We start from the raw sequence: 14,918 nt of genomic DNA on the forward strand, positions 1-14,918 counted from the left end.
GAAAACGCGCCTCCGCCCGGGCCCGCAGGCTCAGCGCCCGGTTCCGCAGCGAGGCACCGGACCGCCGCCTCCGCTCGCGCCGTCGGTCCCGGCGCGCGCCACGGCCACCGCGCCGCCCCCCGGGCTTCGTCCCTCGCTGCATGCTGCCAGCGTGCCGCCCGAACGCCCGCGCGGCTCGCAGCGGCGGCGCGACCGGGGACCGAACGGGTGAACGATGCACGCGCAAGGCGGCCGGGCCCGCGGGCGGCAGAGCCGGTACCGACCGGGACGGAGCCGTCGAGGATTTGTGGGGTCCCGGCGGGACGGTGAAGATGAAGCCATGAGCGAGAGCGGCCCGACAGCCGGGCCCGCGGGGCTGTGCGGGGGCCGCCATGCTGCCTGACCTGCTGCTCATCGGCCTGGGAATCGCGATCTTCCCGCTGTCGGTGACCGCGTTCGTCCTGGTGCTTTCCGCGGATCGCGGAACCTGGAAGGGGCTGGCCTTCATCCTCTCCTGGGTCGCCTGCTTCGTGGCGGTCCTCGCCGCCGTGCTGATCACCACCGGCGGCAAGCCCCCGGCCCCGAAGTCGCCTCCGTCCACCGCCACGATCGCCGTCAAGCTCGCCATCGGCGTGGGACTGGTCGCCTACGGGTGGTACCGGCACAGGGTCGGCGGGCGGACCGCCCACCAGGAGAAACCCTCCGAGGAGAGGGACGCCCCGGGCGGAGGGCACTCCCCCGACGGGGCCGAGGCCCCCGCCTCCGGCACGTCCTCCGGTCGGATGTCGGCGCGGCTCGACCGGATCTCCGGCTGGACCGCGGCGGGGCTGGGTCCGCTGCTCCAGCCCTGGGGTCTGGTGGCGGCCGGCGCCGCGACCGTGGTGGGCGCCGACCTGTCGCGTACCTCCTCGTACGTGGCCCTGGTCGTGTACGGCGTCCTCGCCACGAGCAGTCTGCTGGCGATGGAGCTCTACGCGGTGTTCGCGCCCGACACGTCCCGCGTACGGCTCGGGCAGCTGCGCACCTGGTTCCAGACGCACCAGAACCAGGCGCTGGTGGGCGTGTCGACGGTGGTGGGTCTGTTCCTCGTGGGCAAGAGCGTCTACGAGCTGACGTCCTGATCCGGCAGGAGGCGACCTCGGCCGGATACCCGGCTCACGTGCCGGCCCGGCAGAGGTCCCGGGCCCCGCACCCGTACCGGACGCGGCGCCGCTACGGCGATCAGACCCCGCCCGGCGTCCCGGCCTCTGCCCCGCCCGACGTCCCGGCCGGCCTCGCTCTCCGACGGCCGTCGGCGGCCAGCAGCGCGATCACCGCGAGCACCGCGAGCAGGATGAGGACGAGGAGCAGGACCGTGAGGACCGTGGGGTGGTTCCACAGGGCGAACAGCAGGGCGACGATCAGCAGAGCGCCGAGCGTCAGCCACTTGCGGTGGGCCTCGGTCCAGGTGCCCACGGGCCCGGTGTCGATTCCGTGGCCGCCCCACCACCCGGCCGCCGAGTCGGCCCCGCGCTCGGCCGTGGAGCGCGTGGCACGGGGCAGGCGTCCGGGGCCGATGAAGTAGGCGCCGAGGGCGATGACGATGCCGAGCACGATCGCGGTGCGCAGGGCGACCCGCAGGAAGCGCACGAGGATGTCGAAGATGGCCGCGGCGGCGTCCTTGGACTGCACCTGGGGAGGCAGGTGGTCCAGGTAGTAGCGGCGGGCGATGACGAGCACGATGGCCACGACCAGACAGGCGAAGGCGGCTCCCAGAGCCGTCTTCGCCAGGGCCCGGCGCCGTCGGTGGGCCAGCAGGACGCCGCCCGCGGCGAGCACCACCGTGAAGATCGGCAGCCAGTTCCCGAGCACGTCGAGGGCGTGGGCGGCACCCTGGACGCGTTTCAGCTCTTCGGACTGGAAGAGCACCATCTTCTTGTTGACGTCCGGGATCTTCGCGGCCGGTTCCAGGCCCGCGTCCACCAGATCCTTCTTGACCTGCTCCACGGCCTCGCCGACGTCGAGCGTGACCGTGCCCTCCGAGACGCCGACGGCTCCGCGGCCCTTGCCGGTCAGCGCGTGCACCACGGCGGTGTGGGCGGCCCGGTTGGCGGTGACCCACACCTTCTCGAAGCGGTCGCTCTCGACGAACCGGTTCGCGACCTTCTCCGCCGCCGAGTTGACGGCGGAGTCCAGTTGCGGGGCGAGACCCTTGACGGCCTTCGCCGCGCGCGGCGGCAGGCCCTGGGACTGCAGCCAGGCGGCGATCTCGGCGGTGATCTCCTTGCCGTCGACGCGTACGTCGACGGCGTGGACGATGCGCTTCTCGGCGGCGGCCTCGATCGCCGGGTCGTCGGCGAGCGGCTTCATGGTGGCGACGTAGCGATCGGTGTCGAGGACGATGTCGTGCACCCACACCGTGAGGACACTGACGGGAACCAGGATGCAGGCGAGGACGATCAGCACCGCCGACGCCACGCTCCGCAACGCTCTTGTCATCCGTCCTCCAGGGTCACGTCACCGTCTGCCGTGGACAGGTGTCCGTGTCCATTTCCGTGGATGCGCGAGCTCACTGCACCCCGGGCTGAGCCGTTCGGGGCCGGTGGCAGCGGGACGCCCGCCCCGCGCAGGTGGTCGCGGAGCGGGCGTCCGGCGGGGTCAGGAGCCGAGGATCCTGCTCTTCTGCGCCGCGAACTCCTCCTCGGTCAGCACGCCTTGTTCCTTCAGCTGTCCGAGTTCCTTGAGCTGAGCGATCTTGCTGCTCATGTCGTCGCCGGCGGCGGGCGCGGGAGCCGGGGGCGGCGGGGGTGGCGGCGCGTACTGCTGCTGGGGCGCCTCCGCCTCCTGCTGGGCGGCCCAGCGGCCCGCCTGGCGCCGCGAGACCCTGTTGGAGACCGCGGTGGCCGTTCCGGCCACGACCGCGGTGCGCGCGACCCCTCGAAGAAGTCCTGGCATGTCGGGTCCTCCTAGACCGCTGTCGACTGGTTCTCTCCCCCGCCGTCCGGAGCGTCAGGCGGCGGCCCCGCCGCCCTCCGCCGCCTCCACGGCGTCGAGCGAGGCGAGGAGCGCCTGCACGGGGATGCGCCCGCCCGCCACGAGCTGCGCACCGTCGCGCCGCAGGGTGCGCGCGAGCGGGGCGGCCCAGAGGTTCTCGTAGACGAGGATCCCCGCCGAGTTGCCCGGCTCGAGGGCCGCTCCCGCCTCGTCGAGGTCGTCCTGCCCGAGCAGCCCGGACGAGGACCCTTCGAACACGGAGACGTCGAACCCGCCCTCGGCGGCCAAATCCCTGAGTTCGATGGCGACGACGCTGCCGTCCGCGTCCTTGCGGACGAACAGGAGGTCGAGGATGCGCACGATGCCCCTGTCGACCAGGTCGAGGAGCTGGGGGAAGGCCTCGCCCGACATGCGGTTGCCCGGGAACTCGATGACCAGGTAGTCGACCGGGCCCATGTCCTCGAAATCGTCGCTCATGACCACTCCACTCACGGCTGGGGGACGTGACCGCACCCGCCCCGCCTGCGTCGCCTCTCGACGCACGTGACCGGACGCAGTCGTACCCTCATTGCAGCATTGGCCGGAACGCTTCGCACGTTCACGAGGGGCACCGGGTCCGGGCCGCGCCGGGCGTGCCCCGGGTGCGGCTCCCGGCCGGGCCGGCCTCCTCGGCCGGGCGTCCTGTACGGGGTGGGGCCGGGCGTCCGGTACGGGGTGGCGCCGGGCGTCCGGTACGGGGTGGGGCCGGCCGTAAATGCGTCGACAGCGCCTCGCGTTGCCCGGCAGAGTGGCCGCCCGTGACGAGCAGCGAGCTGTGGACCCGTACGACCGCCGAACGCTACGACGCCGAGGAGACCGAGATGTCCTCGGCCGCCGTGCTGGGACCAACCCTGGACTTCCTCTCCGAACTGGCCGGAGACGGCCGGGCCCTGGAGTTCGCCGTCGGCACGGGACGCGTGGGCGTCCCGCTGCGCGAGCGCGGGGTGCCCGTGGCGGGCATCGAGCTCTCCGAGCACATGGCGGCGGTCCTCCGGCGCAAGATCGACGAGGACATGCTCCCGGTGACCCTCGGGGACATGGCGACGACCGTCGTCCCCGGCGAGTTCACCCTGGTCTACCTCGTCTACAACACCCTCTCGAACCTGCTCACGCAGGACGAGCAGGTCGAGTGCTTCCGGAACGCCGCGCGGCACCTGGCGCCCGGCGGTCGGTTCGTCGTCGAGCTGGGCGTGCCGCCGCTGCGCTTCCTGCCGCCCGGACAGGTGGCGGTGCCGTTCGACGTCTCCGAACGGCATCTCGGCTTCGACACCTTCGACCTCGTCGAGCAGGTGCTCGTCTCTCACCACCTCACCCTCGACCGCGAGGACGGCCGCTACCGTCGTGACCGCTCCCGGCACCGGTACGCGTGGCCGGCCGAACTCGATCTCATGGCACGGATCGCGGGGCTCGAGCTGGAGCGGAGGGTCGCGGCCTGGGACGGGGCCCCCTTCGACCAGAACTCCTCCAAGCACGTCTCCGTCTGGCGGAAGCCCGCCTGAAGCGGCCGGCGAACCCGGCCCGGCGGCCTCAAGGACGCGGCGCTCAGCCGATGCAGACGCCGACCAGACACACCTGTGTGGTCGACGCCGGGTCCGTCCCCGGGGTCGTCGACACGAGGCCCCCCAGGAGCGAGGTGCCGGAGTCGGCAGGGCGCTCCTCGGTGCGCGGGGGTGTCGTCGCCTCCGCCGGGTCGGCCGGGCCGGCGGTGCCGTTGTCCGGCTGCGCGTGCGACGCGGGAACCGTCCGCGGCGGGGTGCCGCGACGGGCGGGCGCCTCGGTGACGGCAGTACCGGCCTGCGGTGGCCGGCTCGTCGTCGTGGGGGCCGGCCCGTCGACGCCGGTCTCCTGCATACCGGTCTCCTGCATACCGCCGGACGGACGGGATCGGGTGCCGGGCCCGTCGGAGGCCGGGGTGTCCGGCCGCTCCTGCGGCGCGGCGACGGCCGGTGCCTTCGGCGTGACCGGCAGCGTCGACGGGTCCGGCGGCGGGGCCGCGTGCGTGTGGCCGGCGGGCGGGCGAGAGGACGGCATCGCGGCGATCGTGAGACCGCCGCCGACGAGCGCGACCGCTGTGGCGGCCAGGGCGCGACGCCGGTTCTTCTTCCAGCGCTCCCGCTGCCGGCGCCGGGCCGCTCGGCCGTCCGCGGTGCGGGCAGCGCCTCCGAGGTCGGCGGCCTGGGAGGCGTCCGGCGCCTCGCCCTCCGGGGCACCGTCACCGAACGCCGTGGCAGCGGTGAGGGGCGCGTCGTCGGAGGAGCCGGCGGCGGCTCCGTGCGCCGGCCACACCTCCCGCGCGGGCGCGGCGGAGGCGACGGTGCTGTGGACGAGATGGGCGGGCGGTGCGATGTCGGGTGCGTACGCGCCGCACCCGGGGCACACGAAGACCCCGTTGAGCGTTCGGTGGCACGTGGAGCAGTAATCCATCTGCGCTCTTTCTCCGCTGTCCGCGCCGCCGCTCGTGCCGACGACCTGTTCCGAGTTCGCACCCGCGATCGATCGATCAGCAACGCTATCGGCGCGCGGAGAAGGACATGCGCAGCGCGTGTGATGCTGCCGCGAAGGTTTGCGTGAGGCGGAGCGGACACGACGGTCGGGCCCCCGTGCGGTCGTCGTCGGCCGTGCCGTCGCGGTCCTGCGTGCCGTCGCCGTACGACGTGTGGTCGCCGTACGACGTGCCGTCGCGGTCGTACGTGCGGTCGCCGTACGACGTGCGGTGGCCGTACGACGTGCCGTCGCTGGTCCGACGTGTGGTCGCCGTACGACGTGCCGTCGCGGTCGTAACGTGTGGTCGCCGCCCGACGTGCGCCCTACGACGTGACGTGGCGGTCGTACGTGTGGTCGCCGCCCGACGTGCCGGCGTCGTCCCCTGCGCGGCGGGAGCCGGCGGGCTCGGGGACTCTCTCCCGGCCCGTCGGCTTCCCGTCCGCTGCGCCCCGGGGCCGTCAGCCCTGGGTCAGCTCCCTGAGGGCGATGTTGAGCCGCAGGACGTTGACGCGCGGCTCTCCGATGAAGCCGAGGATGCGGGCGTCGGTGTGGTCGGCGACCAGCTTGTCGACCTGGGCGACGGCGAGGTGGTTGCGCTCGGCGACCCGGTGGACCTGGAGCTTCGCGTACTCCGGGGAGATGTGCGGGTCCAGGCCGGAGCCGGAGGAGGTGACGGCCTCCGCCGGCACGTCCTCGGGCCGGACCTTGAAGTCGGCCGTGGAGTTGTCCCTGACGACGGCCGCCTTCGCGTCCTTCACCCACCGGATCAGGTCCGCGTTGTCCCCGGACCGGTTGGTCGCGCCGGACAGGATGATCGCGTACCGGGTGTTGACGCTGTTGCTGCCGAGGCCGTTGGAGGGGCGCGGCTGGAACCACCTGAGGTCGGGAACGGCCGCCTCCTCGGCGTCGTCCGGGTTCTTCTTCGGCAGGTTGTAGGTCTGGCCGACGAGTGCGGAGCCGACGACCTTGCCGGTGCCGTCCTTGATCTCGGAGCCGTCGGCCTTGCCGGGGAAGGCGAGTCGGGCGACGCCGGTGACGGCCAGCGGGTAGAGCACGCCGCACACGAGGGTCAGGACGAGCAGGGCGCGCAGGCCCGCCCAGAGCAACCGTCCTGCGTTTCCTACGGAGTTGTTCATGACGGTCAGCCGATTCCGGGGATGAGAGAGAGGAGCAGGTCGATGAGCTTGATGCCGGCGAACGGGGCGATGAGGCCGCCGAGGCCGTAGATCCCGAGGTTGCGGCGGAGCATCGAGTCGGCGCTGGAGGGCCGGTAGCGCACGCCCTTGAGGGCGAGCGGGACGAGGGCCACGATGATCAGCGCGTTGAAGATGACGGCCGACAGGATCGCGGACTCGGGTGAGGCGAGGCCCATGACGTTCAGCCTGTCGAGGGACGGGTAGGCCACCGCGAACATGGCCGGGATGATGGCGAAGTACTTGGCCACGTCGTTGGCGATCGAGAAGGTCGTCAACGCGCCGCGGGTGATGAGGAGTTGCTTGCCGATCTCGACGATCTCGATGAGCTTGGTCGGGTTCGAGTCGAGGTCCACCATGTTGCCGGCCTCCTTCGCGGCCGACGTGCCCGTGTTCATCGCCACGCCGACGTCCGCCTGCGCGAGGGCCGGTGCGTCGTTCGTGCCGTCGCCGGTCATCGCCACGAGCTTGCCGCCGGCCTGCTCGCGCTTGATGAGGGCCATCTTGTCCTCGGGGGTGGCCTCGGCGAGGAAGTCGTCGACGCCCGCCTCCTCCGCGATGGCCTTCGCGGTCAGCGGGTTGTCGCCCGTGATCATGATCGTCTTGATGCCCATGCGGCGCAGCTCGTCGAACCGCTCCCGCATGCCCTCCTTCACGACGTCCTTCAGGTGGACGACACCCAGGACACGCGCGCCCTTGGCGTCGTCGACCGCGACGAGCAGCGGTGTGCCGCCCGCCTCGGAGATCCTTTCGGCCAGGGTCTCGGCGTCGGTGGCGACCTCGCCGCCCCGCTCGCGGACCCAGGCGATGACGGAACCGGCCGCGCCCTTGCGGGTCCGCACGCCGTCCATGTCGACCCCGGACATGCGGGTCTGGGCGGTGAACGCGATCCACTGGGCGTTTGCGAGTTCGCCCTGGTGACGCTCGCGCCGACCGTACTTCTCCGTGGCCAGGACGACGACGGAGCGGCCCTCGGGCGTCTCGTCGGCGAGCGAGGAGAGCTGCGCGGCGTCCGCCAGTTCGGCCGCGGTGGTGTCCTTGACCGGGACGAACTCGGCGGCCTGCCGGTTGCCGAGGGTGATGGTGCCGGTCTTGTCGAGCAGCAGGGTGGACACGTCGCCGGCGGCCTCGACCGCCCGCCCGGACATCGCCAGGACGTTGCGCTGGACGAGCCGGTCCATGCCGGCGATGCCGATCGCGGAGAGCAGGGCGCCGATCGTCGTCGGGATGAGGCAGACCAGGAGCGCCGTGAGGACGATCATCGAGGTCTGCTTGTCGGCCCCGGCGTAGATCGCGAAGGGCTTCAGGGTGACCACGGCGAGCAGGAAGACGATGGTGAGGGAGGCCAGCAGGATGTTGAGGGCGATCTCGTTCGGGGTCTTCTGCCGTGCCGCGCCCTCGACCAGGTTGATCATGCGGTCGATGAACGTCTCGCCGGGCTTCGTCGTGATCTTGATGACGATCCGGTCGGACAGTACCTTCGTGCCGCCGGTGACCGCGCACCGGTCGCCGCCGGACTCGCGGATGACGGGGGCGGACTCGCCGGTGATCGCCGACTCGTCCACGGACGCGACGCCCTCGACGACGTCACCGTCGCCGGGGATGACGTCGCCGGCCTCGCAGACCACCCGGTCGCCGATCCGCAGCCCGGTGCCGGGCACCTGCTCCTCGCCCCTGCCGTCCTTGGTGAGGCGGCGGGCGACGGTGTCGGTCTTGGCCTTGCGGAGTGTGTCGGCCTGGGCCTTGCCACGGCCTTCGGCGACGGCCTCCGCCAGGTTGGCGAAGATCGTGGTCAGCCACAGCCAGGCGGTGATCGCCCAGCCGAACCAGTCGCCCGGGTTCCTGATCGCGAGCGCGGTGGTGACCACCGAGCCGACGAGCACCACGAACATGACCGGCGACTTGACCATCACGCGCGGGTCCAGCTTCCGGATCGCGTCCGGGAAGGACCTGACCAGCTGCTTCGGGTCGAAAAGGCCTCCGCCGACACGTCCGGCCGGCTCGTGGGCGGCGGACAGGTCGCCGTGCGGCGCCTCCGTCGGAGTGGCGGTGGACATGGCGTCCTCGTGCTTCTTTACGTCGATGTTCATGCCGCGAGCCCTTCGGCGAGCGGGCCAAGAGCCAGGGCCGGGAAGTAGGTGAGACCGGTGATGATCATGATCGTGCCGACGAGCAGGCCGGTGAACAGCGGCTTCTCGGTCCGCAGCGTGCCCGCGGTCTCGGGGACGGGCTTCTGCTCGGCGAGCGAACCGGCCAGCGCGAGGACGAACACCATGGGCAGGAACCGGCCGAACAGCATCGCGATGCCGATCGTCGAGTTGAACCACTGGGTGTCGGCGTTCAGACCGGCGAAGGCCGAGCCGTTGTTGTTGGCGCCCGACGTGTAGGCGTAGAGGATCTCGGAGAAGCCGTGGGCTCCCGAGTTGGTCATCGAGTGCACCGGTGTCGGCAGCGCCATCGCCACGGCCGTGAAGCAGAGCACGAGCGCCGGGGTGACCAGGATGTACAGCGCGGCAAACGTGATCTCTCGCGTGCCGATCTTCTTGCCCAGGTACTCCGGGGTGCGGCCGACCATCAGTCCGGCGATGAACACCGCGAGGACCGCCATGACCAGCATGCCGTAGAGGCCGGAACCCACACCGCCGGGCGCGATCTCGCCGAGCTGCATGCCCAGCAGGTCGATCCCGCCGCCGAAGCCCGTGTTCGAGGAGTGGAAGGAGTTCACCGCGCCCGTCGAGGTGAGCGTGGTGGCGACCGAGAAGATCGCCGAGGCCCCGATGCCGAAGCGGGTCTCCTTGCCCTCCATGGCTCCGCCGGCGATCTCGAACGCCGTGCCCTTGCCCGCGAACTCGGTCCACATCATCAGCGCGGTGAACCCGAGCCAGATCACGGCCATCGTGCCGAGGATCGCGTAGCCCTGCCTGATCGAGCCGACCATGCGGCCGAAGGTGCGGGTGAGCGCGAAGGGGATGACGAGGATCAGGTAGATCTCGAAGAGGTTGGAAAGACCGTTGGGGTTCTCGAAGGGGTGGGCCGAGTTGGCGTTGAAGTAGCCGCCGCCGTTCGTGCCCAGCTCCTTGATGACCTCCTGCGAGGCCACGGCGCCGCCGTTCCACTGCTGCGTGCCGCCGGTGAACTGGCCGACCTCGTGGATGCCGGCGAAGTTCTGGATCGCTCCGCACGCCACCAGGACGAGCGCGCCGACGACGGAGATCGGCAGGAGGATGCGGACGACGCCACGGACCAGGTCGGCCCAGAAGTTGCCCAGCTCACCGGTACGGGACCGGGCGAAGCCGCGGACCAGCGCGACGGCGACCGCGATGCCGACCGCCGCGGAGACGAAGTTCTGCACCGCCAGGCCGCCGGTCTGCACCACGTGGCCCATGGCCTGCTCGCCGTAGTACGACTGCCAGTTGGTGTTCGCGACGAAGGACGCGGCCGTGTTGAAGGCCTGGTCCGGGTCGATCGACACGAAGCCGAGGGAGCCGGGCAGCGAGCCCTGCAGCCGCTGCAGCAGGTAGAGGAAGAGGACGCTCACCGCGGAGAAGGCGAGCACCCCCCGCAGGTACGCGGGCCAGCGCATCTCGACGTGCGGGTCGGCGCCGATGCCCTTGTAGATCCACTTCTCCACACGCAGGTGCTTGTCGGAGGAGTAGACGCGCGCCATGTGGTCACCGAGCGGGCGGTACGACAGCCCGAGGGCGACGACCAGCGCGAGGAGCTGGAGGACTCCAGCGAGAACGGGACTCATATCCGTGCTCAGAACCTCTCCGGCTTGACGAGGGCGAGGACGAGATAACCGAGGAGGGCGACGGCCACGAGCAGACCGACGATGTTTTCGGCGGTCACGGCTTGGCCACCCCCTTGGCGATGAAGGCCACCAGCGCGAAGACCGCGATCGTGGTGACGACGAAGGCCACGTCGGCCATCGTGAGCTCCTGAGTGAAGAACGGATTCTCGGACGAGACGAGAGAACCGCTTTTCAGCCGGGTGGCGGCTCTCGTTAACGCCCCTCATACGCTCCGCAGTGCGCTCTTGACGCATCCCCTACGCCGCGGTGGGCCGGGAGCGGAACGCGCCACTCCCCTGTCTGTCCGTCCGTCGGCCCGCCGGCCCGTCCGTCCGTCTGTCCGCCCGCCCGCCCGTCCGGGACGGACACTCCCCGGCCGTCCGAGGCGCGAGGCGGGGTCTGCTTCCGGTGCGGCGCGGTGACCCCGCACGGTGGGCCCGTTACGCCGTCCGGACGCTTCCGGTGGCCGGCACCGGAAGCGGAACCCGCCCGCGACGGCGCCCGTGCCCGGCGGTAGGGCGGGCGCCGGCCGCGCCGACCGGTGTGAGACATCCGACGCCCGACCGGGGGATCTTGACGCTTCCCTGACGCCTGGGGCCGAGCCGACGGGTCCCCCGCTGCTTACGCTGACTCGGCCATCCGTGCGATGGCCGGAAACCTCTCACCGAACCGCCCCCCAGGAGCACCCCCATGGCCACCAAGACCGACACGCGCACCGGGCGACTGCGTGCGTGGATGCTGGAGGGGCTCTCCGACATGGGGAAGGGCAGGCCGTCCCGCCCCGTGGAGCCGGCCGCGGACGCCGGGCACAAGGGCCAGCCCTGGTGGCGGGTGATGTGCCTGACCGGTGTCGACTACTTCTCGACCCTCGGATACCAGCCGGGCATCGCCGCCCTGGCGGCCGGTCTCCTCTCCCCCGTCGCCACGATCGTGCTCGTGATCGTCACCCTGGCGGGGGCGCTGCCGGTCTACCGCCGGGTGGCCGAGGAGAGTCCGCACGGCGAGGGCTCGATCGCGATGCTGTCGCGCCTGCTGTCCTTCTGGAAGGGCAAGCTCTTCGTCCTCACCCTGCTCGGCTTCGCCGCGACCGACTTCCTCATCACCATCACCCTGTCGGCGGCCGACGCCTCCACCCACCTGGTGGAGAACCCGCACCTCGAAGAGGCGCTCCACAACAAACAGCTCCTGATCACCATGATCCTGATCGCGCTGCTCGGCGCGGTGTTCCTCAAGGGCTTCCTGGAGGCGATCGGCGTCGCCGTGGCGCTCGTCGGGGTGTATCTGGCGCTCAATGTCGTCGTGGTGGTCAGCGGCCTCTACCACGTGCTGACCGAGGGGCACGTCGTCACCGACTGGACCGCCGCCCTCACCGCCGAGCACGGCAACGTCTTCGCCATGGTCGGCGTCGCCCTGCTCGTCTTCCCCAAGCTCGCCCTGGGTCTGTCCGGCTTCGAGACCGGTGTGGCGGTGATGCCGCACGTCAAGGGCGACCGGGACGACACCGAGGCCGAGCCCGCCGGCCGGATCCGCGGCACGAAGAAGCTCCTGACGACCGCAGCGGTCATCATGAGCGTCTTCCTCATCACGACCAGCTTCATCACCACCGTCCTCATCCCGCAGGACGAGTTCGAGCCCGGCGGAAAGGCCAACGGCCGCGCGCTCGCCTACCTCGCGCACGAGTACCTCGGCAACACCTTCGGCACGGTCTACGACGTCTCCACGATCGCCATCCTCTGGTTCGCCGGCGCGTCCGCCATGGCCGGCCTGCTCAATCTGATGCCGCGCTACCTCCCCAAGTACGGCATGGCCCCGCACTGGGCCCGGGCCGTCCGCCCCATGGTCATCGTCTTCATCCTGGTCGCCTTCCTCGTCACCTGGATCTTCGACGCCGACGTCGACGCCCAGGGCGGCGCGTACGCCACCGGTGTCCTCGTCCTGATCTGCTCCGCCGCCATCGCCGTCACCATCGCCGCCCGCAAGGCAGGCCAGCGCGGCTGGGCGGTCGGCTTCGGCGTCATCTCCGCCGTCTTCCTCTACACCACCGTCGTCAACATCATCGAGCGCCCGGACGGCGTGAAGATCGGTGCCTGCTTCATCGCCGGCATCATCCTCATCTCGCTCCTGTCCCGGCTCGGCCGCGCCTTCGAACTGCGCGTCACCCACGTCGAACTCGACGACATGGCCGAACGCTTCGTCCGGGACATCGCCAGCCGCACCCCGCGCTTCATCGCCAACGAGCCGGACCGGCGGGACGTCGCCGAGTACCGCGACAAGATCGAGCAGATGCGCGCCGACAACGACCTGCCGACCACCGAGGACTTCGTCTTCGTCGAGGTGACGGTCACCGACCCGTCGGAGTTCGAGGCCGGGCTGACCGTCCGCGGCGAGGTCCTGCACGACCGCTACCGGGTCCTCACCCTGGAGAGCTCCTCGGTCCCCAACGCCCTCGCCGCGCTGCTCCTGCACTCCCGTGACATGACCGGCACCAGCCCGCACATCTACTTCGAGTGGACCGAGGGCAACCCCTTCGCCAACTTCGTCCGCTTCTTCCTCTTCGGCCAGGGCGAGGTCGCCCCCGTCACCCGCGAGGTGCTGCGCGAAGCGGAGCCCGACCGGGACCGCCGCCCCCGCGTCCACGTGGGCTGACCCGAAGCCACCCGCCGGTGCCGGGCGCGGCGGGTCCGCTACTGATGCGCATCACCCCCTGCGAAGGGTCCGCTGACGGTCGGCATACATGCGCCACGTACCAAAGAGGCCCGGCCGGAGGAGCTGCATGCTGGGATGCCCCCGTCGGACATCCCGCCTCTTCTGGAGACTGAAAGAGGTCACGTCCCTGACCCACGTGTATCCATTGCTGTCCTGGAAGAGCACGCCCAGCGGGACGGTCCGCTTTCCTTCGAGGTAGCGCGGTACTTGCGCTGTGACTTCCTGCCCGGGCTCCACCAGGTCGTCCTCGAAGTACAGGCGTCCGACCTCACCGTCTCGGCCATAAAGGACTGTCGGCCCGTAGAAGGGGCGGTCAGCCGTATTGCGTAACCGATCCGAAGGAAGCTGTGCTCTTCGTCGGCGTCGCGATGCAGGCCAGTGATCACGAGCTTCAAGGCCTCCTGCCGCTCTTCTTTCCGCCGGTCACGGAGCAGGATGTAGAAGCCGAGGAGCAGCGAGCCTCCGGTCAGCGTGGCGCTCAGCCACGCGGGGACAGTCCCCCATTCGCCGCCTAACCAGAGGCCGCTTGCTGGTCCGGAGACCGCACCCAGGGGGCGAAGCGCTGATCCGGACCTGCATCCTCGCGCCCATACCGCAGGACGCGTTCCTGGACAACATCGAACCGCTCAGCTGCGATCAGGCAGGAGACCAGCTCCTGCCCGCCCGCGTCGGCCTCAAAGGCGACCACGACGGGCGGCCTTTCGCCGACCTGACGCGTGACTCTGAGGAGCTCGTCCGCCGTCGGTGCACGGAAGGTCGGATCGTGAAACGCCGACGGGCAGCAGACGAAGAACGGATCGCCAAAGACCAGTTCCAGGCCGTGGTGGTAAGCCAGATCGTGGCCGGCAGCAAGCCTGAGCTGCCCACCGTCCCAGGCGACCACGTCCCAGTCCCACCAGTTCCCTTCAGGGAGCTGAATCGCAGCGTGCGCTCCTTCGATGTCCACCCGCCTCCCCCTTGCTCGTTCGAAATCGACAGGCTACACAGCGGCTATGGCCGTACGACTTGGCGAATTAGGGCCCTGAGGTGTCTGGGCAGCCCCGTTCACCAAACTGAGCCCGCCCAACTCGCCGCGGCCACAAACCGGCCCCGCCCGTGGAGACGGTGTGCCCGACGCGATGCACGGCATTGCACGCCTACCCAACCTCACCCTCACGGGATAACTCCCGCCGCATGCGGGAGCCGAGAGGGCCAGGGGAGTGCTCGCCGCCTCGCAGTCTCGGAGGAGGCTCAGTCGAGGCAGAACTCGTTGCCCTCGATGTCCTGCATCACGATGCAGGACTCGTTCTCTCCGTCGGCACGCATCGTGCGCACATGGGTCGCGCCGAGGGCGACAAGCCGTGCGCATTCGGCCTCGAGCGTGGACAGGCGCTCTTCCCCCACGAGTCCCAGGCCGGCCCGCACGTCGAGATGCACGCGGTTCTTGACCACCTTCCCCTCGGGAACGCGCTGGAAGAGCACGCGGGGCCCGGCACCCGAGGGATCGCTGCACCCGAAGTAGACGACCCGCTCCTCCGCCGGCAGCGAACGGTCGTACTCCTCCCAGGTGGCGAAACCCTCCGGGACCGGAGGTACGACGTACCCGAGGACGTCGCACCAGAACGCGGCGAGGCGCGTGGGTTCCGCGCAGTCGATGGTCACCTGGAGCTGCTTGATCGTTGACATCGGCGCACGATAGCAGGGGCTCTGCTCGTCTCCGCAGGTGGGAAGGTGCGCACGTCACCGGGAGGAGGGCCCCGGTTGTCCGCTGCTGT

Annotated in this window: 13 protein-coding genes; 3 read left to right on the plus strand and 10 right to left on the minus strand. The window is 70.8% G+C overall.

The features are described 5' to 3' along the window. Positions 1-371 precede the first annotated feature (371 nt). Positions 372-1,100, plus strand: coding sequence for a GAP family protein (locus tag ACIRQF_RS12100; protein WP_404091352.1), 729 nt, complete (start codon positions 372-374; stop codon positions 1,098-1,100). A 100-nt stretch (positions 1,101-1,200) separates the two neighbouring features. On the opposite strand, the gene ACIRQF_RS12105 is transcribed toward ACIRQF_RS12100, so the two are convergent. From ACIRQF_RS12105 to ACIRQF_RS12115, 3 genes are all read right to left on the minus strand, one after another. Next, entirely contained in the window at positions 1,201-2,457 is a 1,257-nt protein-coding gene (locus ACIRQF_RS12105; RefSeq protein ID WP_404091355.1) for a hypothetical protein, read from the minus strand. Positions 2,458-2,616: 159 nt separating this feature from the next. After that, on the minus strand, positions 2,617-2,913 hold the full coding sequence (locus tag ACIRQF_RS12110; RefSeq protein WP_376631616.1) for an SHOCT domain-containing protein: 297 nt from the start codon (positions 2,911-2,913) through the stop codon (positions 2,617-2,619). Between the two features lie 54 nt (positions 2,914-2,967). Further along, positions 2,968-3,429, minus strand: coding sequence for a DUF6325 family protein (locus tag ACIRQF_RS12115; protein WP_376631618.1), 462 nt, complete (start codon positions 3,427-3,429; stop codon positions 2,968-2,970). 320 nt (positions 3,430-3,749) lie between these two features. Between ACIRQF_RS12115 and ACIRQF_RS12120 the strand changes: the two genes are divergently transcribed. Next, entirely contained in the window at positions 3,750-4,490 is a 741-nt protein-coding gene (locus ACIRQF_RS12120) for a class I SAM-dependent DNA methyltransferase (protein WP_404091360.1), read from the plus strand. Between the two features lie 43 nt (positions 4,491-4,533). On the opposite strand, the gene ACIRQF_RS12125 is transcribed toward ACIRQF_RS12120, so the two are convergent. The 5 genes from ACIRQF_RS12125 to kdpF form a co-directional block, all read right to left on the minus strand. Next, positions 4,534-5,415 carry a hypothetical protein gene (locus ACIRQF_RS12125; protein WP_404091363.1) on the minus strand — a complete coding sequence of 294 codons (882 nt, stop codon included), beginning with the start codon at positions 5,413-5,415 and terminating at the stop codon, positions 4,534-4,536. Between the two features lie 518 nt (positions 5,416-5,933). Beyond that, positions 5,934-6,611, minus strand: a complete 678-nt coding sequence (locus ACIRQF_RS12130; protein ID WP_376631623.1) for a potassium-transporting ATPase subunit C — start codon at positions 6,609-6,611, stop codon at positions 5,934-5,936. 5 nt (positions 6,612-6,616) lie between these two features. Then, entirely contained in the window at positions 6,617-8,758 is a 2,142-nt protein-coding gene (kdpB, locus tag ACIRQF_RS12135) for a potassium-transporting ATPase subunit KdpB (RefSeq protein ID WP_404091366.1), read from the minus strand. Further along, complete coding sequence (gene kdpA, locus ACIRQF_RS12140; RefSeq protein WP_404091369.1) at positions 8,755-10,419, minus strand: potassium-transporting ATPase subunit KdpA; 1,665 nt, start codon at positions 10,417-10,419, stop codon at positions 8,755-8,757. Before kdpA ends, kdpB begins: the two co-directional genes overlap by 4 nt. Positions 10,420-10,427: 8 nt before the next feature. Next, positions 10,428-10,517: a K(+)-transporting ATPase subunit F gene (gene kdpF / locus ACIRQF_RS12145; RefSeq protein ID WP_266387857.1), complete on the minus strand. Its 90-nt coding sequence runs from the start codon at positions 10,515-10,517 to the stop codon at positions 10,428-10,430. A gap of 631 nt (positions 10,518-11,148) precedes the next feature. Between kdpF and ACIRQF_RS12150 the strand changes: the two genes are divergently transcribed. Further along, positions 11,149-13,104 carry an amino acid transporter gene (locus ACIRQF_RS12150; protein WP_382479021.1) on the plus strand — a complete coding sequence of 652 codons (1,956 nt, stop codon included), beginning with the start codon at positions 11,149-11,151 and terminating at the stop codon, positions 13,102-13,104. Positions 13,105-13,675: 571 nt separating this feature from the next. Here the strand turns inward: ACIRQF_RS12150 and ACIRQF_RS12155 are convergent. Both ACIRQF_RS12155 and ACIRQF_RS12160 read right to left on the minus strand, forming a co-directional pair. Then, positions 13,676-14,110 carry a hypothetical protein gene (locus ACIRQF_RS12155; RefSeq protein WP_404091374.1) on the minus strand — a complete coding sequence of 145 codons (435 nt, stop codon included), beginning with the start codon at positions 14,108-14,110 and terminating at the stop codon, positions 13,676-13,678. Between the two features lie 284 nt (positions 14,111-14,394). Continuing rightward, the gene (locus tag ACIRQF_RS12160; protein WP_389753114.1) at positions 14,395-14,829 is read right to left on the minus strand and encodes a VOC family protein; all 435 of its coding nucleotides are present in this window, start codon (positions 14,827-14,829) and stop codon (positions 14,395-14,397) included. Between the last annotated feature and the right edge of the window lie 89 nt (positions 14,830-14,918).

It is taken from the genome of Streptomyces sp. NPDC101191 (genome assembly GCF_044767915.1).
Lineage (GTDB): Bacteria > Actinomycetota > Actinomycetes > Streptomycetales > Streptomycetaceae > Streptomyces.